The organism is Rhizobium sp. Nf11,1 (assembly GCF_050587665.1).
Lineage (GTDB): Bacteria > Pseudomonadota > Alphaproteobacteria > Rhizobiales > Rhizobiaceae > Rhizobium.
The window spans coordinates 1-22,816 of the sequence record NZ_JBOBHU010000030.1 but is presented as its reverse complement, the minus strand read 5'-3'; the positions used below and the strand labels follow the sequence as shown (position 1 = coordinate 22,816).

The following is a 22,816-nucleotide window of genomic DNA, read 5'->3' as shown; positions in this document are numbered from 1 at the left end:
AACGACTAAAAGGTGAATGAACGGTAAGCGCCGTGCTGCCGCTTGACGGTCAGGACGAGGCGCCGGCCAAGGCGTCCGGCCAAAGGCCGGAGCCTCGGAACACGAGGGCGGGATCAACCCGCTCCTCGCACTCGGGCCACTCAGCTCAGCAAGCCATCCATATGGATGTAAACGGTCAGCGCATCCGCGTCACTATGATGCGAGTTGCCATCATTGATTTCGTAACTGAAGGATTCGCTCACATGTCCATCATGGTCGGGGAGCTTCGTTTCATCGAGCGTGTAGGAATAGTTGCCATCGCGGTCCACATGGATGACGCCATAGTCGCCCGTCAGCGTCAGTCCGTGCTTGCCGACGGTTTCGTGGCCGAAGCGGCGGAGCGCCAGGGTTCCGTTGTCTGAGCTGTCGTTTTCGAGAAGATTGCCGTGATGGGCCGCACCCGTGTCGGTGATGATCTTCAAATTGTCATGGGCAGCGACGACCGCGGCATCCATGGCCGCTTCCGTCGTAGCGGCAGCCTTGGTAGCCGAGATCGCCAGCACCGTCTCGACATTGGCGATGGTCTGATTGTTGCTGACGGAAAAGGTGTGCGAGTCGGCAACGGAACGCGCAATGCTGGTGGCCGTGACGCCACTCTCGACGATATTGTTGTAAAAGGAGCCCGACGCGGGCCTGTCGAGCTTCAGCGCCGCCCGAGACAGGTCGTCGAAGACATTGTCGTGGACCTCGATATTCGTGCGGGCATAGCTGGGGCTGCCGATGGGGGCGGTGATGACCACGCCCCATGCGCCATCATGGATGTGATTGCCGGCGATGTCGTAGTCTCGCGCGTCGCCCTGATCGCCGAGACCAATGGCAAAGGACCAGTCGTAACCATGATATCCCGAGATGTCGTTGTCGTGGATCGCGACGTTCTTGCCGGTTTGCGCGCTGATACCAAAGCCGCCGCCGGTAAGCACATTGTCCTCGACCACGGCATCCGTAGCCCCAATCAGTGCGATAACGCCCTTGGGGCTGCTGGCATGGGTCTGATCGAGATGATTGCCCTTCACCAGAATACTGCTGCTGTCGTTGATCTGCACGGCATCTGCCGTCGAGCCGTTTGCGCTGGTAACGGCGTTGTTCAGAAGTTTGACACCTTCGACTTTCTCGATCCAGAAGCCGTCGCTCTTGACGTCCGATATCTTGCTGTTTTCGACCGTGACATTCTTGCTGCTCCGGAAGGTGACCGCACCTGCGCTTTCCGACAATCCCGTTTTGGTGATCTCGACATCGCGCACCGTCCAGTTCTTGACGCTGCCGCCATAAATGCCAGCACCGCCGGTATTCGATATCTTGAGATTCTCGATAACGATGTTGGAGGCATAGAGACTGTGGATGCCGTCGCCGCCGCTATGGATGACGGGTGCGGCCCCCGTCCCGTAACTGCCGATCTTGATTGGCGCGCTCTCGCTGCCAGAATATTTGATATCGAATTGTTCGTTGAACACGCTCCCCTTGGCGAGCAGCACGCTGTCGCCTGGTTTCAGTGCCAAGGATTCCACTTTGGACAAAGTCGCAAAAGCCGAGTTCTGGTTTGTCCCACCGTTGCGGTCGGAGCCAGTCGCTGAGTTCACATAGTAGATTGTCATATCACCAATGTTGCCCTGTTCGTCGGATCGCTATGTCGCCACTGAGACCGACCGGGATCGGCCAATCGTCCTGCGGCCGGGGCAACCGTCCACGGCAAGAAGGCGAGAAGATGTTGTCAATGCGGCAGCGACCGGTTTACGGGTTTTGTTCCACAGGCAACGGCCCCCGGTCTGATAAGGCGCTGAAAAGCCGCAACCAAAACAGGGAAAATAGCGACTCAGAGGCGAATAAATCGAGGAACGTCGGGCAGCGAGATATCTTCCTTCCAGGCGGTACCGCAGTGATTCTGCTTGCGATTCGCATGAAGCCACAGCGCCAGCTATGCCAATCAGCCCCAATCGTGAGCAGGCCAGAGGGCCTCTCGAATGACGGGGCGGGTGATCATCTCAGCGCTATTTCTCCCCTCGCCTGCAGCGCCGAAGTCAACGGCAGGCGAGCGGCGGCAATCGCCGGCAGGGCGCCGCCGAGGATGCCGATGGCAAGGCCCAGCAGGCCGGCAGTGAACACCACGTCGGGAGTGACGTCGAGCTGAAAGGCCATCCTGGTCGTGTTGCCGCCCATCGTGCTTGCCTGCCAACCATCGAAAGCGAGCTTGGAGGCCAAGACACCGAGGCCGGCGCCGGCCACCGACAGGAGCACCGCCTCCACCCAGGTAGCGACCAAAGCCGGCAGGCGGGCAAAGCCGAGGAGGCGCAGCGTAGCGATCTCAACGCTGCGGTCGGAAACCGAACTCATCATCGTATTCAAGGCACCCGCCGACGCACCGATCGCCATCAGCAGCGCGATAGGCCAGCCGAACAGGCGGATCAGGCTCTCGGTGCGCTCGGCCTGGCCGGCGTAGAGCCCAATCTCGGAAACGGCCACGAGCGGCGTGCCGGGCAAGGCCGACAACCGATCACGCAATGCCGCCAGTGCTCTTGCGGGATCGCCTTCCCCGTCGAGCCGCACACGCAGGCTCTGCACCTGCCCCTGCCGGTCGAAAGCCGATTGCACCGTCTCCAGATCCGCCCAGATCTCGGATTCAAAGGCGCTGCCGTCTGAAGTGAAATGCCCGACGATCCTCCAGTCGAGCGCGCCAAGGCGGATCGTGTCGCCAACCGCGAAACCCGGAAAAGTATCGGCGATGCGGGCACCGACGACGATCTCACGCGCGCCTTGCGAAAACAGCCGCCCCCGCGAAAGCCGCGCGCGTTCACGCAAGCCGGGGCCTGCCGGATCCATGCCTCTGAGCGACAGCGCCTGCTCGACGCCTTCGCCTTGTCTGACATCGACGGGAACGACGGTCTCGCGCGACAATGCAGGCCCGCTCGCGCCGTCGCGCGCGATCCCGGTCTCGCCGCTCATGGCCGCAAGGCTGCGGATTGCCTCGGCCGGCACCTCCGAACCAGTCTCCTGGTTGGTGCCGCCGCCGAAAATGACGACGATATCAGCCGACCCGGCGCCAGCGAGCGCGGCCTCGAAACCGCGCGCCATCGCCAGGAAACCTGAGAGCACCGCCACGACGAGAGCGACCGACAGCACCATCGACAACGAGATCCACAGCCGGCGCGGCAAGCTGCCAAGGTTGACTCTGATCATAAGAAAGGTCTGCTTGAGCGTTGATGACATTGGATTATCTCGTTCTGAAGGCGTTGACGATGGGCAGGCGCACGGCGATCACCGCAGGCAACAGCCCGGTCAGCAGGCCGAGCCCTGCCATGATGGCGAGAGATTTCGCAAGCACGCTCGTGCCGAAGACGAGGCCGAACTCCGGTCCGATGGAAAGCGCCGCAAGCTTGGCCAGAACAAGTCCGCCCGCGCCGCCGACAAGAAAGATAAACAATGTCTCGCCAAGAATGAGCGCTAGAATCCGCGGACTAGAAAAGCCGAGCACCTTCAAGACGCCGATCTCGAAACGCCGCTCTCTCACCGCGAAGAGCATAGTGTTGACCACGATCATCAGGATGGTGACGAAGGCCGCCCCCACGACGAGGCTCACGATCAGGCCGATATCAGCGAATTGCCGGAGAAACGCTTCAAGGAACTGCTTTTCCGACTGCGTCCTCGTCTGCGCCGCCGAATTGGCGAATAGAGCATCGATCCGCGCTGCCAGCACACTTGGTGACACGCCCGGGCGCGGACGTACCACAAAGGCGTCGACAGTATCCTTGTCACGCGCACGAGCGGCATTGAGGGCGTCGTAGCGGGCGAGCATGAAATAGGTATCGGTGCTGGCATCCGCGCCCTCAAAAATACCCGCGATCGTGAAGCTCCAATTGCGCGTGCCGTCAGCCCTGGCAAGCTGACCGGTAAAGCCGATGCGCTGGCCGATCGACCAGCCCTCGGCTTCCGCCAGTGCCCTGCCGACCAGCACCCGATCACCGGCCTCTTCCAATGCCGCGATCAACTCCGGCGTCAGTTTGAGTTCGTCGCCGTTGGCGGCGGCGATCGCCTGTGGATCGACGGCGCTGACGGCAACCACATTCTTTTCGACCTCGACGAAGCCCCGCATGCGTGCGGTATAGGCGACTGCGGCGACATCCCGGTCGGCCGCGATCCGGTTGAGATAAGCAAGCGGCAACGGCAGCCCGCGGCTCGCTTTGTTGGAGACGCCGAGCAGATTGTCGCTGGCGCCGGCCGCTCCTTGGCTGCCGCTGACGAAGCTCGCCGTAAGCCCGTAGATCAGGAAGGCGACGCCGACTGAAAACATTAGCAAAATGGCGCGCAGCCGCTTGCGCCAGACATTGCGACGCATGAGCTGAAAGATGGTCATCGGCCCGTCCTTTCCTCGCTGACGAATTCGCCCTTGTTGAGATGCAGCGTGCGACGAGCAAAGGAAGCGGCCTCGGGATCATGCGTGACCATGATGATGGTCTTCTGAAGCTCGCGATTGAGAAAACTCAGCATCTCCAAGATGTCATCGGCCGATCTGCGATCGAGATCGCCGGTCGGCTCGTCGCAGAGAATAAGATCTGGATCGGTCACGATGGCGCGGGCAATGCCGACGCGCTGCCGCTGCCCGCCCGACATGCTCGATGGAAACTGCCGCTGGCGGCCCGCAAGTCCGACGAGATCCATGACCGTATCGACGCGAGCCCGTCGCTCCTTGCAGCCGAGCGGCTTCAACAACAGCGGCAACTCGATGTTCTCCGCCGCGTTCAGCATCGGCAGCAGATTATAAAACTGGAAGACGATGCCCATGGCATGTGCCCGCCAGACCGCCCTTGCTCCTTCGCCCATCTGCTCGAGATGGCTGCGGCCGACCCTGATTTCACCGGCATCCGGGCTGTCGATACCACCGAGCATGTTGAGCAATGTCGATTTCCCGGAACCGGAGGGTCCCATGACAGCAACGAAATCGCCGCGCGGAATGAAGAGATCGAGCCCGGAAAAGATCGGAATCGTCTCCGCTCCGATTCTGAAGGACTTGCTGACGCCAACAAGGGCGATATAGGGTTCTGTGGTGTCTATCATGGTTCTGCTCTTTGGTGGTCTGCTGGTTGTGGCCTCGAAGGTTCGCGACGTGGAAACCGATCAGCCCTCATCTTGAGATACGCAGGCCAGCGGCCGGAGCCTCGAAGGACGAGGCGGCGTGCTGAGCCTCCTCGCCGACCACCAGCCGGATGCGCGCCGCCATTGCAGGCCGCATGCCCGGCGGCGGCGAAGAGGGCGACAAGCGCAACGTCACCGTGCCCTTCTCCTTGGAAAGGACCGGTGCAATTTTCGCCACTTCGACCGCGAACGGTTTATCGGGGAAGCCTTCGAGCACGGCCTCGCCGTTGAGACCCGGACGCAGCAGCGCCATATTGGCCTCGGCCACATCGGCATCGATGGCCAGGCTTGCGGAATCGGTGATGGCAAGCAGGCTTTCGTTCTCCCGCACGCTATCCTCGCGCGACAGTACGGTGTCGCCGACATGCGCATTGAGCCGCGTCACTGTGCCGGAAATCGGCGCCCGCACGGTCAGTGCCTCCATCTGCTCGCGCGCCCTGTCGATATCGAGCTTCGCCTTTTCGAGATCCTGCCTTGCCAGTGCCGCGGCATTGCCGGCCGTATCGAAGGCCGTGCGCGCTGCCTCCAGCGCCTCGGCCGATATGGCGTCACGCCCAGCCAACCGCTCCGCACGATCCAGCGAAGATCGCGCCTGGGCAAGTGTGATGTTCCTCGCCTCCAGCGCCAGCTCCGCCGCCCGCCCCGCTATATAGGCGCCTCGGAGCGCGAAACGTGCGCCGGCATCATCAAGCCGAACGAGCACTTGGCCTGCCACGACCGGATCGCCCGCCTCGACCTCGATGGCGACGATCCGCCCCCCATATTTGGAAAAAACGGTGGCGATGTCGGGTGCCACGACATAACCGGAGCCTGTGATCTCGCGGCTTGGCGTACCCCGGGTCGGTGCGACGATGCCCGGAGTTGGCGTGGCGTCGTCAACCGCCGCATCCTCAGGCAAACTCGTGACTGGCAACGCCGCTCCACCAGCCGATAGAACTGCGTCACCGCGCATAAACTTTGCAAGGGTAGCGATCCGCTCTAGCGCATCCGGCCGATAAAGAAGAGCCACCGCCAGCGACACCACCCCAGCAAGGGCAAGCATCGCCGATACTCCCCGCCGCCGGGCTCGGCGCTCCCGCGGCTCAATCTCGAAGACCGTGGGCTCGATCGAAAGCGATCTGAGCCTGGCGGCAAGGTGTCGTTCATGTTCCGATGTCGTGTTCATGCCGACAGAATGACCGCGGGCGAAAAAATCGCGACCTGGAACATGTTTCAGGCATGCCTCGATCGCGATTGTGTACGTGGTGGCTGCACTATTGGCGGCCGTGACTGCGCATGCGCGCCTCACCCAACAACTGTATTGCCGTGTGGCACCCCCCTCTGCCCTGCCGGGCATCTCCCCCACAAGGGTGGAGATCGGCAAGAGGCTTGACCATTGGTCCCTCTCCAACGGCATCGACAATTACAAGCTTTCGTTATTTTGGGGCTTTAGTTGTTTGAGGAAGCCATCTCGCCCAGCCAATCTCCCCCCTTTGTGGGGGAGATGCCCGGCAGGGCAGAGGGGGGTGTCCCACGGCACGCCCGCCACAACAATCGATGGCGAGTCCTACAGAAGAGCAAGGCCGGGTGGCCCCGCACCTCACCCCCTCCGCTGCCGCCAAGCCACCGGCGTCATATCGGTCACCCGCCTGAACTCCCGATTGAAGTTCGACTTCGTTTGGAAGCCGACCTCGAACATCACCTCGGTCACCGATTTTTCGGTGGCGGAGAGCAGGCGGCAGGCCTCGCCGATTCTGTAGTCGTTGACATACTGCGAGACGTTTTTGTCCATCGCCCGATTGATCGCTGCCGAGATCTGACGGGCGGGGATTCCGGCCTTGCGGGCCAGCCGGTCGAGGTTGAGATTGGCGTCGCGATAAAGCTTCTTTGCCTCCATCAGCGCATCGACCGCCGCGATCGTCCCCTTGTCCTCGCTGGTATCAGACCTCGGCGCTACCTCTGTTATTTCCGGCGGCACCCGGCTGCGGCTGGCAGCTGCCGCAGCAATGCCGAGGATAACGAGGGCGGCGAGATTTCCCACGCTGATCAGTGCCAGCGCCCGCTCGCTATGCGCTGAGATGAAATCGAGGAAGACAAGAATATCGACAGCGGCCGATAGACAAAGCGCGGCTGCCGCGAAGATGATCGCCCGATAGGCCGGCACGGCGCCTTCGAAGGGCGCGAGCCGCAGCGCGTCCGCCCCCGGGCGCATCAAAAGCAGGATTGCCACGGCGTAACCGACGAAGATGAGCACTAGCGCCACGTCGATCGCATCCCGCCAGAAGGTCACCAGCAGCAGGATGAAGATAGCGGGCACGGCATGCAGCCCGATCCGCCCAGCAAGCGACCGCCGGCTCGTCCTCACCAGCCTGGAAACCCCGCCATAGGCAAGCGGCGGCACCACTGCTGCAATCACGGGCACAACCAGCCCCACGCCCTGCACACCATAGCCCCAACGCAGGCCGGAAAGCGCGGATTGCAGCGCCGAAACCAGGATCAGCGCCAGAAAAGGCAGGTTCGGCGCCACCTCCTCATCGCGCCTGAGAACAGCGACGAAGAGGATGAGCAGCAGGAGAGCAACGACGAAGGGAAGCGGAATGAAGATCATGGGACTCCAAGATCGGAATGACGAACGGCGCCATCATTGCCGAGTCCGGCGCCCGGCGCGACCTCCATCATGTTTTAGGACATATTTTATATGGGAATTTTAGATTTGCGGTCGCGGGGTTCGAGCGGGCCATCAACGCCGGATCAGACGCGCCCCAGAAACGCAAGCACACGTGCAGTGAGCAGCGCGGTAGCATCCGCGTCATATGTCGGAAGCGAGCTGTCGGCGAAGTAGTGCTGGTCGCCGGGATAGAGGAAAAGCTCCGCGTCCGTGACCTTCGCCACGATTTCGCGGGCCGCATCGATGTCACCCTCGCCGACGAAGATCGGATCGTTGTCCATGCCGTGGATCTGGACCGGAACGCTCTCCGGCCAGGATCCGAAGGCCCACTCGCCGCTGATCGGCAGGCAGGAATAGAAAAGCAGAGCCCCGCGGGCTCCAGGCCGCGTTTGTGCCAGCTTCTGCGCCGGCAGCACCCCAAATGAGAAGCCGGCATAGACCAGTCCGGGAGGTAGCTCGTCGGCGAGCCGGACACCGTGTTCCCTGATCGTGTCGAATCCGATCTCGCCGATATAGGCGAGCCCCTCCTCGATGCTATGGAACGTGCGTCCATCGAATAGATCAGGCGTGTGTACGATGTGGCCCGCCGCCCTGATCTCGTCTGCGAAGGCATGCACTCCAGGGGTCAACCCTTGTGCGTGGTGGAACAGCAAGATCTCAGCCATAAGGCGTCTCCCGTCGAGGTGTTGGCCCGTTCGATAAGAAAGTTCAGAGGAGTTCAGACCGGGCCTGCGGCAGTCATCTCGGACGTCGCACTCAGCCCCCGACGACAATATTTAAGGGGCCGCGCCGAAAAAGGCGAGCCGCGTAAAGATCGTGTATTGCGATTCCGATACCATCAGTGCCACGAAGACCAGCACCAGCACCGGCGGCAGCAGGATGGCGTAGACGAGCGCCAGCCGCTCCCAGGCCATATGCATGAAGACGGCGACGATCAGCCCCGCCTTCAGCATCATGAACAGAAGGATCAGCGTCCATCTGAGATAGCCCTGAATGCCGAAATAATCGACAAGGTAGGAAAAGGCGCTGAGCACGAAGAGCAGGCCCCAGACGAAGAGATAGAGCCGGATCGGATGTTGCTGTCCCGTCTGTGCTTGTGCATGCGCCGTTTGGGTTTGGGCATGCGCCGTTGTCTCGCTCATGACGACCTCACCATAGATAAAAAAACGCGAAGATGAAGACCCAGACCAGGTCGACGAAGTGCCAGTAGAGGCCCATGATCTCGACGGCCTCGTAGCGACCTTTCCGGCTGGTGAAGAAGCCCCGCCGTTCCACGTCGAAATCGCCCCGCCAGACCTTGCGGGCGATGATGAGCAGGAAGATAACGCCGATCGTCACATGGGTGCCGTGGAAGCCGGTGATCATGAAGAAGGACGATCCGAACTGGGCTGCCCCCCAGGGGTTCTCCCAGGGGCGCACGCCTTCGGTGATCAGTTTCGTCCATTCGAAAGCCTGCATGCTGACGAAGGTTACGCCAAGAACTGCCGTCAGCAGCATGAGTATCGCAGTCACGCGGCGGTCGCGGCGATAGCCGAAATTGACCGCCATCGCCATGGTGCCACTGCTGGAGATCAGCACGAAGGTCATGATCGCGATCAGGATCAGCGGCACATCCTGGCCGCCGATGTGGAGCGCGAAGACCTCGCTTGGATTGGGCCACGCGACGGGCGTCGACATGCGGGCGGTCATATAGGCGATCAGAAAACAGCCGAAGACGAAGGTGTCGCTGAGCAGAAAAATCCACATCATCGCCTTGCCCCAGGAGGCGGTCTTGAAGGCGCGCTGATCCGAGCTGAAATCGGCCGCGACTCCGCGAAGGCCCGCGGGCCTGAGGTCTGCCTCACCGTGTGTCTGGACAGAATGTGCCATCTGCAAATCCCCTAGCTTATCAACGTGCGGCAGAGATCGACGAAATCATTCGCCCAGCCGGCAAAGAGCGCGAAAAGCAAAAGCCAGACGGCGAGCATGAAATGCGAATAGATGGCCGATAGGTCGACGCTGAGCCGCAGTCTCTCCGGCGCGACATCGGCTGCGAACGCCTTGACCGTCGTATGCGCGAGGACGGCAAGCCCGCCCAAAATATGCAGCCCGTGCAGGCCGGTGAGCATATAGAAGAAGCTGTTGGCGGGATTGTCGGCCAGTATGTATCCGGCCGCCGTCAATTCCCGCCATGCCTGGATCTGCCCGGCGAGAAAGAAGACGGCAAGCGCAAATCCTGTCGCAAGCGCCGGCCGTAGACTTTCCATGCGACCATGCTGTGCTTGATGTTTGGCCCATTGCAGTGCCGCGCTGCTCAAGGCAAGGGCCGCGGTGTTCACCCAGAGCAGCCGCGGAACCGGCATCCCCCACCAGTCCGCTGAGGCCGCGCGCATGAAATAGGCGCTGACGGCAAGGCTGAAGACCGCGCCGACGACTGCTAGAAACACGAAGAGGCCTATTTTCACCGCAGGCACAGGCGGCCGGTCTGCACCATGATGATCCGGCTGCTGCAGCGAGCCGGTTTCAAGCCAGGGCTTCGAGGTCAGCCGCTGTCCGGCCAGCCACCAGATCATGATGGCGGCTATGGCAGCGAGGAAGATCAGCACGACGTTCATGCCGGGACCTCCCGCGTTGCGCCGCCGCTTGCCGGCACATTCTGCGGAATGAAATCCTCGTCCGCCCCCGGCACGCTGTAATCATAGGCCCAGCGGTAGACGACGGGCAGATCGCTGCCCCAGTTGCCGTGTGCGGGCGGCGTCTCAGGCGTCTGCCATTCGAGCGTCGTCGCCCGCCAAGGATTGCCGCCAGCCTCCCTGCCCCGGAAAAGGCTCCAGACCAGGTTGAACAGAAAGACCATCTGCCCGGCCCCGACCACAAGCGCCATCACGGTGATGAAGATATTCAGCGTATGGGCCGAAGGCGGAACGAAGGCCGTTTCTCCCATTTCGAAATAACGGCGCGGTACGCCGAGCAGGCCGAGATAGTGCATCGGAAAGAAGATCGCATAGGTGCCGAGGAAGGTGATCCAGAAGTGGATATGGCCGAGTGTCTCGTCCAGCATGCGTCCCGTTACCTTCGGATACCAGTGATAGATCGCCCCGAAGATGACGAGGATCGGCGCCACGCCCATGACCATGTGAAAATGCGCAACGACGAACATCGTATCCGACAGCGGCACGTCGACGACGACATTGCCGAGGAATAGGCCGGTCAGACCGCCATTGACGAAGGTGACGATGAAGGCGAGCGCAAAGAGCATCGGCAGCGTCAGATGAATATCGCCGCGCCAGAGCGTCAGCACCCAGTTGTAGACCTTGATCGCCGTCGGGATGGCGATGATCAGCGTCGTGGTGGCGAAGAAGAAGCCGAAGGCCGGGTGCATGCCGCTGACATACATGTGGTGCGCCCAGACGACGAAGCTCAAGCCCCCGATGATGACGATCGCCCAGACCATCATCCGGTAGCCGAAGATGTTCTTGCGCGCATGCGTGCTGATGAGATCCGAAACAATGCCGAAAGCCGGCAGCGCGACAATATAGACCTCCGGATGCCCGAAGAACCAGAACAGGTGCTGGAACAGGATCGGGCTGCCGCCGCCATGCTTGAGCTGCTCGCCCATCTCGACGATGGCGGGCATGAAGAAGCTGGTGCCGAGCAGGCGGTCGAACATCATCATGACGCAGGCGACGAACAGCGCCGGAAAGGCCAAGAGCGCCATAACGGTCGCTGTGAAGATGCCCCAGACGGTGAGCGGCATCCGCATCAGCGTCATGCCGCGCGCGCGTCCCTGCAGCACCGTCACCACATAATTCAGGCCGCCCATGGTGAAGCCGATGATGAAGACGATCAGCGAGATGAGCATGAGCAGGATGCCCCAGTCCTTGCCGCCGGGTGTGCCCGACAAAACGGATTGCGGCGGATAGAGCGTCCAGCCTGCCCCCGTCGGGCCGCCGGGGGCGAAAAACCCCGCCGCCAGGATCAGCACCGCCAGCAGATAGATCCAGTAGCTCAGCATGTTCGCATAAGGGAACACCATGTCACGCGCACCGACCATCAGCGGGATGAGGTAGTTGCCGAAGCCGCCGAGGAAGAGCGCAGTGAGCAGATAGATCACCATGATCATGCCGTGCATTGTGATGAACTGGTAATAGTGATCGGCATCGATGAAGGCGAAAGTGCCGGGAAAGGCGAGCTGAATGCGCATCAGCCAGGAGAGCACCAGCGCCACCAGGCCGATCGAGATGGCGGTCAGCGAATATTGGACGGCAATGATCTTGGCATCCTGGCTGAACACATATTTCGTCCACCAGCTGTGCGGATGATAAAGCTCGACATCCTCGACTTCGGCGGTCGGGATGACACCTGCGCTGCCGGACGGAATCTCGACCATGATATCTCCTCCTATGTCAGCCGGTTGGTTAGAGCCGCCTGCGGCCTCCGGCCGTCTTCCCGCCAGTTCAGTTTGCCGGCGGCGGCTCTCCCGATGACGCCGTCAGCTGGGTGAATGTCTGCTGCTGCCCGAGCCAGGTCTGATAGTCCGCGTCGCTGTCGACAATGACGGTGCCGCGCATCTGCGGATGACCGACGCCGCAAAGTTCGGCACAGAGGATCTCGAACGTGCCCGTGCGTGTCGGTGTCAGCCAGAAATAGGTGACCATGCCGGGGATCATGTCCATCTTGGCGCGGAATTCCGGCACGTAGAAATCATGGAGCACATCGACGGAGCGCAGCAATATGTGCACGGGCTTTCCGATCGGCAGATGAAGCTCGCCGCCTTCGACGATGATGTCGTCGAGGCCGTTTGCATCGTTCTTGTCGAGGCCCAGCGGATTGTCGGAAGTGACGTCACGCGTCTCGGCGCGGCCGAGCTTTCCGTCCGCGCCCGGCAGGCGGAAGCTCCACAGCCACTGCTGGCTGACGACTTCGACCGATGCGGCATCGGCGGGCACTGTGATGAACTGGTTCCAGACGATCAGGCCGGGCGCCAGCATTGCCGCGACGCCAACTGCCGTTCCCGAGGCCAGAAGCAATTCCAGTCTGCGATTTTCAGGCTCATAATGCGCCCGATTGCCCGGTCTGTGGCGGAAGCGGAAGACGCAATAGGCCATGAACGAAACCACCGCCACGAAGACGATGCCGGTGATCCAGAAGGTGATGACGAGCGTGTTGTCGATATAGCTCCAGTTGGACGCGATCGGCGTCCACCACCACGGGCTCAGCACGTGGAACAGCACGGAGCCAACGACAACCAAGACGAGAATCAGCACAACAGCCATTTCCGCCCCTCCTGGGCCGACCGACCGTGAAACCGCACTCCACAAAATGTCGAGTTTATTATCGCACAAATAGAAAATGTCGGCAATTACGACGATTTAGGCATGCGCCGCCGCCGGCAAATCGTCATTTGGAGTATTGCCCGTCATTGAGAATATTGTTTGAGATAGGCAATGAGATTGGTGATTTCCTGGTCATCCTTCACTCCTGCGAAGGCCATCTTGGTGCCCTTCACTTTGGCTTTCGGATTATGCAGATAGTCACGCAACGTCGCCTCGTCCCAAACGAGACCACCCTCGCCGGCCGCCTTCATCGCCGCAGAATAAGCAAAATCAGGATGCGTTCCGGCCTTTCGGCCGAACAGCTTGTTCAGCGACGGACCCACCTTGTTCGTATCGGACTCGACGACATGACAGGTGGCACATTTCTTGAAAACGGTGGCGCCAGCCGTCGCATCCCCCTCCTGCGCTCCAGCGTTGAGAGGGAAAAGGGCAATGACGGATGCAGTAATCAGCAGAACAGCACGGTAATCCACGGCAAACCTCATCCTCCTCAAGGTCGCCAGCCACTCTCACCCTCGGCCATCATTCGCGCGGGGGTGGTGGTTGCTAGGGGTTAAAGTTAGTCCTTCGCGGATGCAAGTCAATCGCTTCCACGATTGCCGGCACTTGGGCGCAATCCGATATCTTGTGCCCCGACGCAAATACCGGGCCCGAAACCCGGTCAGCACGCGGTGATCTGCCGGAGAATGGCGCCGCGCCACCCGACTTATACTCCGATCGAAAGCGCCTCTTGCACGGCCAATTCGGCCATGGCAAGCGCCGCCTCCCGGGTTTTGGCGGCAGCGATAAAGCGGCCGTTATGGCAGAAGCTAGCGCCCTCGATGCCGCAGACCGCCTCCAGCTCACTATTGGTAAGGCCGGCCCAGGTTGCCGGCAGATCGGCCCGGAGCTCGAACCCGTCGTCGCCACGGCGAATGCCGGTCACGCACCAATCCTTTTCGCGCGGGTGGACGACGAACAGCAGGTGATCGGCGCCGGCCTTGACGATGGAGGGACGGAAGGGCATCCCTCTCGGCAATTCCAGAATACGCCCCTGCCCAGCAGCCTCGATCGCCCGGTACACGACCGCCTCGGCCCGCAGTTTTGCGGCCCTCTGGGCGATCCCGGCATCGATAAAACTGCGGGCAATGGCCAGCGCCGCCTGGAAGGCACGATCGTCAGCCTCGGGTTCCTCCTCATCGAACACCGGTTTCAGGGTCTCGAGCAGCGCCGGCAGTGTCAGGCCCGCCAAAGGCCCGGAGGGGCTGAGCGCGCCATTGTCGGTCAGGTCGATCGGCAGCACGAAACCGGTGTCGAAAGCGGAGTGCAGGGCTTCGACATGATGATCGGGGAGACCGGAGGCTACGAGGTATTCGCGGCCGTAGTGCTTCCAGATCAGGCCGAACGAACTGTAGGGCTGGCCGTCCTCTCGCAGTGGCGCGCCGCGCTGATGATGATCGAATATGCCGCCGGCAGGATCATAGGCTCCGCCGACATCATAGATGATCCGGTCCGGGGCTGGCGTGATCCATTCCGGCGCCCGGCTGCGGATCAGACGCGCCTGCGGGAAAAGCCGCGTCAGGATGACGCTCGACAGCAGCTCATCGGCATGGAAACCACCGGAATGGGTAACGAGGAAATCGGGGCTCATCGAAGTTATGCGCCTTGTGGTTTGGCGGAGGATCCGCTTGCGGGTCTGAACGAGATAGCCGTTGCCGGCCGCTATCTCAACCCGGCTTCGCGCATTCTGCATAGTGTCGAAGGCGACAGGGCAGCTTTGACCGATGTGTGTGGAGGCAATGGCCTAAGGCAGCGCCGGTCCCGGCTGTGCTGCAACGAGCGCGCGCTCGGCTGCGCCGATATGCAGGCAGATGAGCCCGATTACGGCCAGAGAATTGATCAAAAGAACCTCGGCGACGACCGCTGCCGAAAACGCGCCATCGCCGGACGGAAGCACTACCGTCGCTGCAAAGAGCACTGCTTCATACGCGACGAACCCGGCGATAAAGGCGGCGGCCATGGTGGCGGCAAGGCTGGCCTTGAGGTGAAGCACGCCGAGTGGTGCCACGAGCGATGCAAATGCGGCGATACCGATCGTCAGCCCCCAGGCAAAGCTGTCGAAGGTCTGGGGATAGCCGAGCATGAGATATCCGACTGTCTGGTTGGCAAGCCAGGCGAGCAGCACCGCCATTATCGCCATTTTCCGGGGAAGAACGACCGCCGAGACTGCCGCCAGGGCAACGAAAGGCGTGACGCAGGCAAAAAGCAGGCTGAGAGCGACGCTGGCGCCGGCAATGACCGTGACCCAGGCGACCGCGAAACCGGGAGCTGCCGGGCGCAAAGGAAGCTGATTTCGTTCGAGCATTTCGAAACTCCGTTCGAGCGGGCGCCCACGCCCTCCGGCGCCGCGCGTCCTATCAGATGCGCAAACACGGGGCGGTAGGAAATCATAGGGCAATCCGGGAAAAAGGCCAGCGAGCTCATGGCGGCCGTCGCCGCCTCGCCGTCGCCGTCATAAAGCATCCAGCGGGATCTTCAGATACCGGCGGCCGTTCTCCTCTGGTTCCGGCAGCCGACCGCCGCGGATGTTGACCTGCAGCGCATGCAGCATCAGCTTCGGCTTGGGCAGCGTACGGTCGCGCGCCTCACGCAGCGCCACGAAGCCGGCCTCGTCCATGCCTGCAATATGCGGATTGGCGCGCTTTTGGGCTGCGACCGTGCTTTCCCAGCGCGGGTGACGACCCCCGGGCTGATAATCGTGGCCGGAAAAGAGGCGGGTCTCCTCGGGCAGCGATAGGATCGCCTGGATCGAGTGCCAGAGGGCGGTCGCGCTGCCGCCGGGAAAATCGGTGCGCGCCGTTCCCGAATCCGGCGTGAACATCGTATCGTGCACGAAGGCGGCGTCGCCGACCACATAGGTCACCGATGCCAGCGTATGGCCGGGCGAAAACATCACTCGGGCCGTAAGACCGCCGATTTCAAACATGTCGCCATCGGCAAAGAGCCGGTCCCATTGCGAGCCGTCGGTCGCGAGCGCCGGCCAGTTATAGATCTCCTCCCAAAGCCTCTGCACATCGGTGACATGGACGCCGATCGCTGTCGGCGCGCCAGTCTTTTCGTTGAGATAATGGGCGGCGGAGAAGTGATCGGCATGCGGATGCGTGTCGAGGATCCACTCGACCGTCATCCGTTCGCTCTCGATGTAAGCAAGGATGGCATCGGCGTTCACCGTTCCCGTCGCGCCCGACATCTCGTCGAAGTCGAGCACCGGATCGATGATGGCACAGCGTTTTGTCGCCGGATCGGAGACGACATATTGCACGCTGCAGGTCCGGGGTTCGAAGAAGGCCTTCACCTGGGGCCGTCGGCTTGCCGCCTTTTCGAGCCAGCGGCGTGCGGCGGCAAGATCGAAGCCAAGGCCTTCGCCGAAGGTCTGGACATCCGCCGGCTTCATCCGCCCGTCGAGCACCTCGCCCAACGCGTAGAGCGTCAATGCTCGCGTGCCGCTCTTGCAATGGGCGACGACCGGTCCCTTCGCCTCAACCATCGCCGCCTGAAAGGCGCGTATATCGGCCTCGGTAATCTCGTTGCCTTTCACCGGCACGAAACTGTAGGAAAGCCCGGCGGCGGCAGCGGAAATCTTTTCTGCCGCATTGCCTGGCTGGCCAGGCTCCTCGCCGTCGGGCCTGGCGTTGATGACGGCGGCGAAGCCCTCCTTGGCGAAATCGGCAAAAGCGGCTGGATCGGGCTGCCCCGCCACCGATAGCCGCTCATTGACCCTCACCGGCATCATCGAAGCCTCCGCGCCGCCCTGATCACGCAGTATCGCACGTATAGCAGTACAATCTCACAAGTATATTGCCGAGCGCAAGAATAGAGGCGCCTGTTCTCGCGCTCGGCCGGCTGGTCAAAACGACAGCGTCGGCGCCCCTTGCCGCCGATCGACATCGAATGTGACGTCCGTTGAAGTCAATCCTGGCCCTGCAGGCGATCCATCACCTGAAGCAACAGATCGGCGCATACCTTTGTCGGTTCGTCCTCAGCGCATTTCAGGTCGATCCGGGTATTTCCATCCTCGATCTGGAAACGGGCCGCCTTGGAGGGCGGCGGGAGGCGATGACCGCGATAATCACGGAAGCCCATGTCGCCTCTCGAACCATGCCAGCGGTAGTCGGGGCGATCTCGGGACTGCTCATCCGCCCCGTGACGCATCACCCTCTCATCATCAGGCGCAGGCGGGGGTGGCGATGCGGGCTCATTCGCTGCGGGTGGCTCGCCGGCGGGTGGTGGAGCGGGCGGCTGTTGGGCGAAGGCGGTGGCGGCCGATGCTGCGAGGGCAAGACCGGAGAGCAAGAGTCTTTGCATGGGGATGTTCCTTTCAGAGAAGAGGTATGCCTGTAAACACCGCGGCGCGGCTTTAGTTCACGCCCCGCCGGCGCTTGTGATCGAAATCAGCAGCACAGCTAGGATGTCTCGCCTGCGTCCCACTGCGAGAGGACACGCACTTGCCCGCCGCTTCGGATTGCCGACGCAGAGCTGACGAGAACTTCGCGTCGCTCAAGGCGCACCGCTTCTTTCGCCTCGCCTCTGCCTTGTTGGGCGACTATGCTCAACGCCGATTCGCTGTCCGCGATGAGGGCGTGCGGAAACGAGATATCGAAGGAGAAGACGATGACGGACGCCAAGAGCGGCATTACCGGGCTGCGGCCGCAAATCACCGTGGTTGGCGTCGGCGGCGGCGGCGGCAATGCGATCAACAATATGATCGCGGAGAAGCTGGCAGGCGTCGAATTCGTCGCCGCAAACACCGATGCCCAGGTTCTTGCCACCTCAAAGGCATCGCGCCGCATCCAGCTCGGCGCGAATGTGACGGAGGGCCTCGGCGCCGGTTCCCTGCCGGAAATCGGACATGCGGCGGCAGAAGAATCGCTCGACGAGATCATGGATCACCTGGCAGGATCGCACATGTGTTTCGTCACCGCCGGCATGGGCGGAGGAACGGGCACGGGCGCAGCCCCGGTCATCGCGCGCGCCGCACGCGCGGCCGGCATCCTGACCGTTGGCGTCGTCACCAAGCCGTTTACCTTCGAGGGTAATCGCCGCATGCGGACGGCGGAAGCTGGCATCGAGGCCCTTCGTCAGGCGGCCGATACCGTTATTGTCATTCCCAATCAAAACCTTTTCCGCATCGCCGATGCGAAAACCACCTTCGCCGATGCCTTTATGACGGCCGACCGCGTGCTCTTTGCCGGTGTCGGCTGCATCACCGACCTCATCGTCAAGGAAGGTCTGATCAACCTCGATTTCGCCGACGTGAAGTCGGTCATGCAGGGCATGGGCCGCGCGATGATGGGCACCGGCGAAGCCGCCGGCGAAAGCCGGGCGATGAAGGCGGCGGAAGCGGCAATCGCCAACCCGCTTCTGGATGATATTTCGATGAAGGGCGCCAAGGGCGTGCTGATCTCGATCTCCGGCGGCTCGGATATGACCTTGTTCGAAGTGGACGAGGCGGCAAGCCGCATTCGTGACGAAGTGCAGGACGACGCCGACATCGTCGTCGGCGCGATTTTCGACCGCAGCCTCGACGGCAAATTCCGCGTCTCGGTGGTGGCGACCGGCCTGGAAGGCAGCTCTCTCTCCGCGTCCCCTTCTCACGCGCCCGCTGAGCCGATTCAGACGCGCACGCTGCAGTAAGCGGCGGCAGTCAACCGGCCGGTTTGTCAGAGATCGGCCGGATGAGCATCGCACTCAAAACGCAGGAAAGAATGCGGCGCTCATGCTTCGAGGCATGGCCCCTAAGGCTATCAGCCTCATCATGAGCGTGGTCGGAAGATACCGCGCCAATGCTCAAGAGAGACACCGCGGAACTCAAGATAGAAAATTGAAGTACCTGTTTCTATTCGCCGCATTATCACTGACCACGGCTCTCCTTTCGAGCTCTCCCGTAGCAGTCCCTATCAATCACGGCAGCAGCGTCACTGTCTCACCTGACTAATTCTCTGATCTTCGCCGCATCCTCCTCCGTCGCCGGATTATACACCACCATGCTGAGGTCCGGCCGACCGTCCACCTGGAAGGCGGAATATTCGAAGGAGAGCAGGCCGAGGACCGGGTGTTTGATGTGTTTGGCGCCCTCGCCATGGGTGCGCACATCGTTGTCGCGCCACATGGCCAGGAATTCCGGGCTCTTGCGGCAGAGTTCGTCGACCAGCGGCTCCACCTCGGCGGCAGCACCGGCGCGTGCCGCATCCACCCGGAAGGCGGCCACGACGAAGCGGGCGACACTTTCCCAGTCATATTGAGCAGCGCGCACGCGCGGGTCGAGGAAGATGAAGCGCAGCACGTTGCGCTCTTCCGGCGGCAGCGCGCCGTAGTCGGTCAGTAGCACGGTCGCCGCCCGGTTCCAGCCGACCACGTCCCAAATCGCGGTGCGGATCAGCGCCGGGCACGGATCAAGCGCGTCGAGCACGCCCTGCAACCGCGGCGTGATGCCCTGGTCGCTGCGGTAGCGCACTTCGGGCGGGCGGCCGAGCCCAATCAGAAAGAGGTGCTCGCGCTCGATATCCGTCAGCATCAGGGCACGGGCGATTCGGTCGAGCACGTCGGCCGAAGGCGCACCGCCGCGGCCCTGCTCCAGCCATGTGTACCAGGTGGGGCTGATATTGGCGCGGCTCGCCACCTCCTCGCGGCGAAGCCCCGGCGTACGGCGCCGCTCGCCGGCAAAGCCAAGGGCGGCGGGATCGAGCTTGCCGCGGCGGTCCTTGAGGTAGCTGCCCAGCCGATTATCGGAGGCGACGAATTCGCTCATCCTGTTAGCCTTTATACCGTGATAAGATCACTACTTTACCATGATATCAGCCTGCTCGATATCTGTCTGCGTCCAATCAGGAGATATCGACATGCGCGTATTCGTTACCGGAGCCACAGGGTGGGTGGGCTCGGCCGTCGTCAAGGAGTTGATCGGCGCCGGCCATCAGGTTCTCGGCCTGGCCCGCTCGGACAAGGGAGCGGCCGAACTGGCGGCATCAGGAGCCGAGGTCCAGCGCGGCACGCTTGACGACCTGGAGGGTTTGAAGCGCGGCGCGGCCGAGGCCGACGGCGTCATCCACACGGCCTTCAACCATGACTTCTCGAAATTCGCGGAGAATTGCGCCGCCGACCGGCGCGCCATCGAGGCGCTCGGCGAAGCCCTCCGGGGCTCCAACCGTCCGCTACTGGTCACTGCCGGCCTCGGCCATGCGCCCGGCCGCATCGGCACCGAAAAGGACCCGCCGATGCCAACGACCGAAACCTATCCCCGCGCCTCCGAAATCGCTGCGGTATCACTTGTCGCCCGCGGCGTGCGCGCCTCCACCGTCCGGCTCCCGCCATCAGTGCACGGCCATGGCGATCACGGCTTCATCCCAATCCTCATCGATATCGCCCGGCGGAAAGGTATTTCCGCCTATATCGGCGACGGGGAGAATCGCTGGCCAGCCGTGCACAGGCGCGATGCCGCCCGGGTCTACCGCCTGGCGCTGGAGCATGGCGCCAGCGGTGGCCCCTTCCTCGCGGTCGCCGAAGAGGGTGTGCCCTTCCGGGAGATTGCGGAGCTCATCGGCCGCCGCCTCGGCGTGCCTGCCGTCTCGCTGTCGCGGCAAGAGGCGGCTGAGCATTTTGGCTGGTTTGGAATGTTCGCCGGCTTCGACGTGCCCACCTCGAGTGCACACACCCGCATTCTCCTCGGCTGGCAGCCCATGGAACCTGGCTTGCTCGCCGATATCGACCACCCGGCCTATTTTACCGGGGCAGCGCAAGCCTGAATGTCGGGCCATCGCTCACGAGCCTCATCCTGAGTTGCCCCGCAAGGGGCCGCGTCGGATGAGGCGGGTGCGCTACCGGCTCAGCGCATCCGTCCCTCGTTCATATCGGCGGGATCGTAATTGATGTCCCAGTCCTTCTCGGGCTTCTTCTTGCCCGGCGGGTTCTTGTTCACCGTGGCGTCCTCCGAGCCGGTGATCACGGTCGGCTTGGCGCTGGCAACGCCGCTGGCCTTCCGGTCGGCCCGGGATTTGGCAAACTGACCGGCGGCGTCCTTTTTCGGATTGCCCATGTCATTCGCCTTTCTGCTTCATAGCGTCGGAAATGTCGTTCATTTCAGGATCGCGGTTGTTCTCACCATTGGCGTCGCGATTCCTGTCCGGATCGTCCTTGGGTTTGAGATATCCGCGCGGGGTGTTTCCCTTCGGTCCTTCCCACCGAGGCGATTGATCGGTGGTGCCGGGGGCGCCGTCCTTGGGGGTGGTCATGCCCATCGTCGTTTCTCCTTGGTTGAATAGGAAAAACCGCGAAAGCGAGGAAGGGTTCCGGCAGAAAATTTGGAACAGTCCCGGTCCCCATCGGTTGGTGAAAGGTCGAGAACCTCGAAAAAGGAGCCGAACATGAGCAAGACCAACGTTCGAGAACTTCAGAAACGCGCCGAACAGCAGGTCAGAAACACCAGCGCCGGCGGCCATCTCGGCGGCACCTATTTCGGCCAGCAACCGGACGGAAAAACCGCGTCGGACACCACCAATGACAGCGCAAAGGCAAGACCAAACGATGGGACCAATTGAGGCCGGCAGGCTCCCGCGACGCGTGAAATGACGCTATCTGCCACCCGACGAATTCTGTGCGCCCAGTACGCTGGGCGCACAGAATTTCAGACCCCCCGCCAGGCCCGGCCGCCGAAATGACCTTCAGTCCGGCTGCTGTCGGAAAACTACCTCGTTACGCGATCACAAATCGCCTCAGCCAAACAAGAAGTCGCCCGAGTTGAAATTTGCAAGTCCGGCGAGGGTGGTGATGTTGTCGAATTCAGCGACCAGCACCGCGCCGCCGGCTGAACCTGGGTTCTGATCGTAGTAGACCGCCGCATGGCCGAGATCCGTATTGTGGAACACGAACAATGCCCCTGTGGTTATGTTGCCGTAACCATCAATGGTGCTCTGGACGGTTGCGTTCGTGACGCTCACGTCTGTTTTGACAGCAAGCTCCGTTCCGGCAACATTGATCGTGGCGTTGTTCCCCACCTTCACATTGTCCACAATTGTATTGTTGTTGCCGACGGCGAACTCGAATGTGCCGCCTCCAACGTCCAACTGGAACCTGTCCACGGTTGTGCTATTCGTCCCAGCATTGAAATCAGTCATATGGTTCGTTGTGGTGGCAAACCTTTGGAAAAAGAAGGTGTCATTTCCCACGCCACCGGTAAGGATGTTGTTGCCAGCACCACCGTTTAGCGTGTCGTTGCCGTCTTGACCGAAAAGAGTGTCGTCACCTCCCAGCCCGAACATCATATCGTTACCGCCGCCACCGTAGAGCACATCGTCGCCGGTTCCACCGGTCGGATTGTCCACTGAATTGCCATTGCCACCGGTAATTACGGTGAACGTCTCCGTCTTTTCGAAGGTCGGCCCTATAGGATCACCGGTCTGCGTTGCCGTTACCGTCACTGAAAATGTACCGTTCGTCGATAGCGCACTCGAATGAAGCGTATTGCCGGTTATCGAGAACAAGCCCGGATTCGACTGCGAAGCAATGTTGAAGCTGAATCCACCCGCGTCGGGATCAGTCGCCGACAGCAGACCACTGAACTCAAAATTATTGAAGTTGACGCTGTCCGCCGGAACGACAGGCGTCAGCTTAATGTCGGTGGGTGCCTGCCTGGCTGGTCCATCATCCGCGCCGGTGA

At 61.8% G+C, this 22,816-nt stretch carries 24 protein-coding genes; 3 read left to right on the top strand and 21 right to left on the bottom strand.

The window, feature by feature from the left end:
* Window positions 1-140: 140 nt before the first annotated feature.
* The 17 genes from ACQ7C1_RS28950 to ACQ7C1_RS28870 all read right to left on the bottom strand — a co-directional run bounded on the left by ACQ7C1_RS28950 (window position 141) and on the right by ACQ7C1_RS28870 (window position 17,469).
* On the bottom strand, window positions 141-1,631 hold the full coding sequence (locus tag ACQ7C1_RS28950; protein ID WP_430960768.1) for a right-handed parallel beta-helix repeat-containing protein: 1,491 nt from the start codon (window positions 1,629-1,631) through the stop codon (window positions 141-143).
* A gap of 382 nt (window positions 1,632-2,013) precedes the next feature.
* Window positions 2,014-3,240, bottom strand: a complete 1,227-nt coding sequence (locus tag ACQ7C1_RS28945; RefSeq protein ID WP_430960767.1) for an ABC transporter permease — start codon at window positions 3,238-3,240, stop codon at window positions 2,014-2,016.
* 4 nt (window positions 3,241-3,244) lie between these two features.
* Window positions 3,245-4,384: an ABC transporter permease gene (locus ACQ7C1_RS28940; protein WP_430960766.1), complete on the bottom strand. Its 1,140-nt coding sequence runs from the start codon at window positions 4,382-4,384 to the stop codon at window positions 3,245-3,247.
* Window positions 4,381-5,085, bottom strand: a complete 705-nt coding sequence (locus tag ACQ7C1_RS28935) for an ABC transporter ATP-binding protein (RefSeq protein WP_430960765.1) — start codon at window positions 5,083-5,085, stop codon at window positions 4,381-4,383. The genes ACQ7C1_RS28940 and ACQ7C1_RS28935 overlap by 4 nt, the downstream gene beginning before the upstream one ends.
* Before the next feature lie 67 nt (window positions 5,086-5,152).
* Entirely contained in the window at window positions 5,153-6,328 is a 1,176-nt protein-coding gene (locus tag ACQ7C1_RS28930; protein WP_430960764.1) for an efflux RND transporter periplasmic adaptor subunit, read from the bottom strand.
* A 414-nt stretch (window positions 6,329-6,742) separates the two neighbouring features.
* Entirely contained in the window at window positions 6,743-7,750 is a 1,008-nt protein-coding gene (locus tag ACQ7C1_RS28925; protein WP_430960763.1) for a helix-turn-helix domain-containing protein, read from the bottom strand.
* A gap of 143 nt (window positions 7,751-7,893) precedes the next feature.
* Complete coding sequence (locus ACQ7C1_RS28920) at window positions 7,894-8,475, bottom strand: dienelactone hydrolase family protein (RefSeq protein WP_430960762.1); 582 nt, start codon at window positions 8,473-8,475, stop codon at window positions 7,894-7,896.
* 111 nt (window positions 8,476-8,586) lie between these two features.
* Window positions 8,587-8,952, bottom strand: a complete 366-nt coding sequence (locus tag ACQ7C1_RS28915) for a cytochrome C oxidase subunit IV family protein (RefSeq protein ID WP_183705870.1) — start codon at window positions 8,950-8,952, stop codon at window positions 8,587-8,589.
* Between the two features lie 7 nt (window positions 8,953-8,959).
* Window positions 8,960-9,679 carry a heme-copper oxidase subunit III family protein gene (locus ACQ7C1_RS28910; RefSeq protein WP_430960761.1) on the bottom strand — a complete coding sequence of 240 codons (720 nt, stop codon included), beginning with the start codon at window positions 9,677-9,679 and terminating at the stop codon, window positions 8,960-8,962.
* Between the two features lie 11 nt (window positions 9,680-9,690).
* Window positions 9,691-10,404 carry a cytochrome c oxidase subunit 3 gene (locus tag ACQ7C1_RS28905; RefSeq protein WP_097600075.1) on the bottom strand — a complete coding sequence of 238 codons (714 nt, stop codon included), beginning with the start codon at window positions 10,402-10,404 and terminating at the stop codon, window positions 9,691-9,693.
* Window positions 10,401-12,179, bottom strand: a complete 1,779-nt coding sequence (gene ctaD, locus ACQ7C1_RS28900) for a cytochrome c oxidase subunit I (protein WP_430960760.1) — start codon at window positions 12,177-12,179, stop codon at window positions 10,401-10,403. Before ctaD ends, ACQ7C1_RS28905 begins: the two co-directional genes overlap by 4 nt.
* 67 nt (window positions 12,180-12,246) lie before the next feature.
* Entirely contained in the window at window positions 12,247-13,065 is an 819-nt protein-coding gene (locus ACQ7C1_RS28895) for a cytochrome c oxidase subunit II (protein ID WP_097600077.1), read from the bottom strand.
* Window positions 13,066-13,208: 143 nt separating this feature from the next.
* Window positions 13,209-13,598, bottom strand: coding sequence for a c-type cytochrome (locus tag ACQ7C1_RS28890; RefSeq protein WP_198175452.1), 390 nt, complete (start codon window positions 13,596-13,598; stop codon window positions 13,209-13,211).
* A gap of 233 nt (window positions 13,599-13,831) precedes the next feature.
* A complete protein-coding gene (locus tag ACQ7C1_RS28885; RefSeq protein ID WP_430960759.1) occupies window positions 13,832-14,755 on the bottom strand; it encodes an MYG1 family protein in 924 nt (307 codons plus the stop codon).
* Window positions 14,756-14,908: 153 nt separating this feature from the next.
* A complete protein-coding gene (locus ACQ7C1_RS28880) occupies window positions 14,909-15,469 on the bottom strand; it encodes a hypothetical protein (RefSeq protein WP_430960758.1) in 561 nt (186 codons plus the stop codon).
* A gap of 147 nt (window positions 15,470-15,616) precedes the next feature.
* The gene (blh, locus tag ACQ7C1_RS28875) at window positions 15,617-16,897 is read right to left on the bottom strand and encodes a bifunctional sulfur transferase/dioxygenase Blh (protein ID WP_430960757.1); all 1,281 of its coding nucleotides are present in this window, start codon (window positions 16,895-16,897) and stop codon (window positions 15,617-15,619) included.
* A gap of 176 nt (window positions 16,898-17,073) precedes the next feature.
* Window positions 17,074-17,469 (bottom strand): hypothetical protein, encoded by a 396-nt coding sequence (locus ACQ7C1_RS28870; protein WP_097600080.1) that lies wholly within the window; start codon window positions 17,467-17,469, stop codon window positions 17,074-17,076.
* A gap of 306 nt (window positions 17,470-17,775) precedes the next feature.
* Between ACQ7C1_RS28870 and ftsZ the strand changes: the two genes are divergently transcribed.
* Window positions 17,776-18,798 carry a cell division protein FtsZ gene (ftsZ, locus tag ACQ7C1_RS28865; protein ID WP_085780110.1) on the top strand — a complete coding sequence of 341 codons (1,023 nt, stop codon included), beginning with the start codon at window positions 17,776-17,778 and terminating at the stop codon, window positions 18,796-18,798.
* A gap of 289 nt (window positions 18,799-19,087) precedes the next feature.
* Here the strand turns inward: ftsZ and ACQ7C1_RS28860 are convergent, their stop codons facing one another.
* Window positions 19,088-19,912 (bottom strand): helix-turn-helix transcriptional regulator, encoded by an 825-nt coding sequence (locus tag ACQ7C1_RS28860; protein WP_183705860.1) that lies wholly within the window; start codon window positions 19,910-19,912, stop codon window positions 19,088-19,090.
* A gap of 91 nt (window positions 19,913-20,003) precedes the next feature.
* On the opposite strand from ACQ7C1_RS28860, the gene ACQ7C1_RS28855 reads away from it, so the two are divergent.
* Window positions 20,004-20,906: an SDR family oxidoreductase gene (locus tag ACQ7C1_RS28855; protein WP_430960756.1), complete on the top strand. Its 903-nt coding sequence runs from the start codon at window positions 20,004-20,006 to the stop codon at window positions 20,904-20,906.
* Between the two features lie 80 nt (window positions 20,907-20,986).
* Here the strand turns inward: ACQ7C1_RS28855 and ACQ7C1_RS28850 are convergent, their stop codons facing one another.
* Window positions 20,987-21,196 carry a hypothetical protein gene (locus ACQ7C1_RS28850; RefSeq protein ID WP_085778591.1) on the bottom strand — a complete coding sequence of 70 codons (210 nt, stop codon included), beginning with the start codon at window positions 21,194-21,196 and terminating at the stop codon, window positions 20,987-20,989.
* Window position 21,197: 1 nt separating this feature from the next.
* The gene (locus ACQ7C1_RS28845) at window positions 21,198-21,398 is read right to left on the bottom strand and encodes a hypothetical protein (protein ID WP_085778592.1); all 201 of its coding nucleotides are present in this window, start codon (window positions 21,396-21,398) and stop codon (window positions 21,198-21,200) included.
* A 126-nt stretch (window positions 21,399-21,524) separates the two neighbouring features.
* On the opposite strand from ACQ7C1_RS28845, the gene ACQ7C1_RS28840 reads away from it, so the two are divergent.
* Window positions 21,525-21,698: a hypothetical protein gene (locus tag ACQ7C1_RS28840; protein WP_097600084.1), complete on the top strand. Its 174-nt coding sequence runs from the start codon at window positions 21,525-21,527 to the stop codon at window positions 21,696-21,698.
* A 174-nt stretch (window positions 21,699-21,872) separates the two neighbouring features.
* On the opposite strand, the gene ACQ7C1_RS28835 is transcribed toward ACQ7C1_RS28840, so the two are convergent.
* Window positions 21,873-22,816 (bottom strand): calcium-binding protein (locus ACQ7C1_RS28835; RefSeq protein WP_430960754.1); only part of this gene is annotated, 944 nt, incomplete at its 5' end.

What these genes read in the sequence shown, in the direction of transcription:
- ACQ7C1_RS28930 (WP_430960764.1), bottom strand. Translation starts at nt 6,328, where the DNA reads ATGAACACGACATCGGAACATGAACGACACCTTGCCGCCAGGCTCAGA.
- ACQ7C1_RS28950 (WP_430960768.1), bottom strand. Translation starts at nt 1,631, where the DNA reads ATGACAATCTACTATGTGAACTCAGCGACTGGCTCCGACCGCAACGGT.
- ftsZ (WP_085780110.1), top strand. Translation starts at nt 17,776, where the DNA reads ATGACGGACGCCAAGAGCGGCATTACCGGGCTGCGGCCGCAAATCACC.
- ACQ7C1_RS28920 (WP_430960762.1), bottom strand. Translation starts at nt 8,475, where the DNA reads ATGGCTGAGATCTTGCTGTTCCACCACGCACAAGGGTTGACCCCTGGA.
- ACQ7C1_RS28940 (WP_430960766.1), bottom strand. Translation starts at nt 4,384, where the DNA reads ATGACCATCTTTCAGCTCATGCGTCGCAATGTCTGGCGCAAGCGGCTG.
- ACQ7C1_RS28895 (WP_097600077.1), bottom strand. Translation starts at nt 13,065, where the DNA reads ATGGCTGTTGTGCTGATTCTCGTCTTGGTTGTCGTTGGCTCCGTGCTG.
- ACQ7C1_RS28845 (WP_085778592.1), bottom strand. Translation starts at nt 21,398, where the DNA reads ATGGGCATGACCACCCCCAAGGACGGCGCCCCCGGCACCACCGATCAA.
- ACQ7C1_RS28935 (WP_430960765.1), bottom strand. Translation starts at nt 5,085, where the DNA reads ATGATAGACACCACAGAACCCTATATCGCCCTTGTTGGCGTCAGCAAG.
- ACQ7C1_RS28925 (WP_430960763.1), bottom strand. Translation starts at nt 7,750, where the DNA reads ATGATCTTCATTCCGCTTCCCTTCGTCGTTGCTCTCCTGCTGCTCATC.
- ACQ7C1_RS28910 (WP_430960761.1), bottom strand. Translation starts at nt 9,679, where the DNA reads ATGGCACATTCTGTCCAGACACACGGTGAGGCAGACCTCAGGCCCGCG.
- ACQ7C1_RS28870 (WP_097600080.1), bottom strand. Translation starts at nt 17,469, where the DNA reads ATGCAAAGACTCTTGCTCTCCGGTCTTGCCCTCGCAGCATCGGCCGCC.
- ACQ7C1_RS28885 (WP_430960759.1), bottom strand. Translation starts at nt 14,755, where the DNA reads ATGAGCCCCGATTTCCTCGTTACCCATTCCGGTGGTTTCCATGCCGAT.
- ACQ7C1_RS28945 (WP_430960767.1), bottom strand. Translation starts at nt 3,240, where the DNA reads ATGTCATCAACGCTCAAGCAGACCTTTCTTATGATCAGAGTCAACCTT.
- blh (WP_430960757.1), bottom strand. Translation starts at nt 16,897, where the DNA reads ATGATGCCGGTGAGGGTCAATGAGCGGCTATCGGTGGCGGGGCAGCCC.
- ACQ7C1_RS28855 (WP_430960756.1), top strand. Translation starts at nt 20,004, where the DNA reads ATGCGCGTATTCGTTACCGGAGCCACAGGGTGGGTGGGCTCGGCCGTC.
- ACQ7C1_RS28850 (WP_085778591.1), bottom strand. Translation starts at nt 21,196, where the DNA reads ATGGGCAATCCGAAAAAGGACGCCGCCGGTCAGTTTGCCAAATCCCGG.
- ACQ7C1_RS28915 (WP_183705870.1), bottom strand. Translation starts at nt 8,952, where the DNA reads ATGAGCGAGACAACGGCGCATGCCCAAACCCAAACGGCGCATGCACAA.
- ACQ7C1_RS28840 (WP_097600084.1), top strand. Translation starts at nt 21,525, where the DNA reads ATGAGCAAGACCAACGTTCGAGAACTTCAGAAACGCGCCGAACAGCAG.
- ACQ7C1_RS28860 (WP_183705860.1), bottom strand. Translation starts at nt 19,912, where the DNA reads ATGAGCGAATTCGTCGCCTCCGATAATCGGCTGGGCAGCTACCTCAAG.
- ACQ7C1_RS28905 (WP_097600075.1), bottom strand. Translation starts at nt 10,404, where the DNA reads ATGAACGTCGTGCTGATCTTCCTCGCTGCCATAGCCGCCATCATGATC.
- ctaD (WP_430960760.1), bottom strand. Translation starts at nt 12,179, where the DNA reads ATGGTCGAGATTCCGTCCGGCAGCGCAGGTGTCATCCCGACCGCCGAA.
- ACQ7C1_RS28880 (WP_430960758.1), bottom strand. Translation starts at nt 15,469, where the DNA reads ATGCTCGAACGAAATCAGCTTCCTTTGCGCCCGGCAGCTCCCGGTTTC.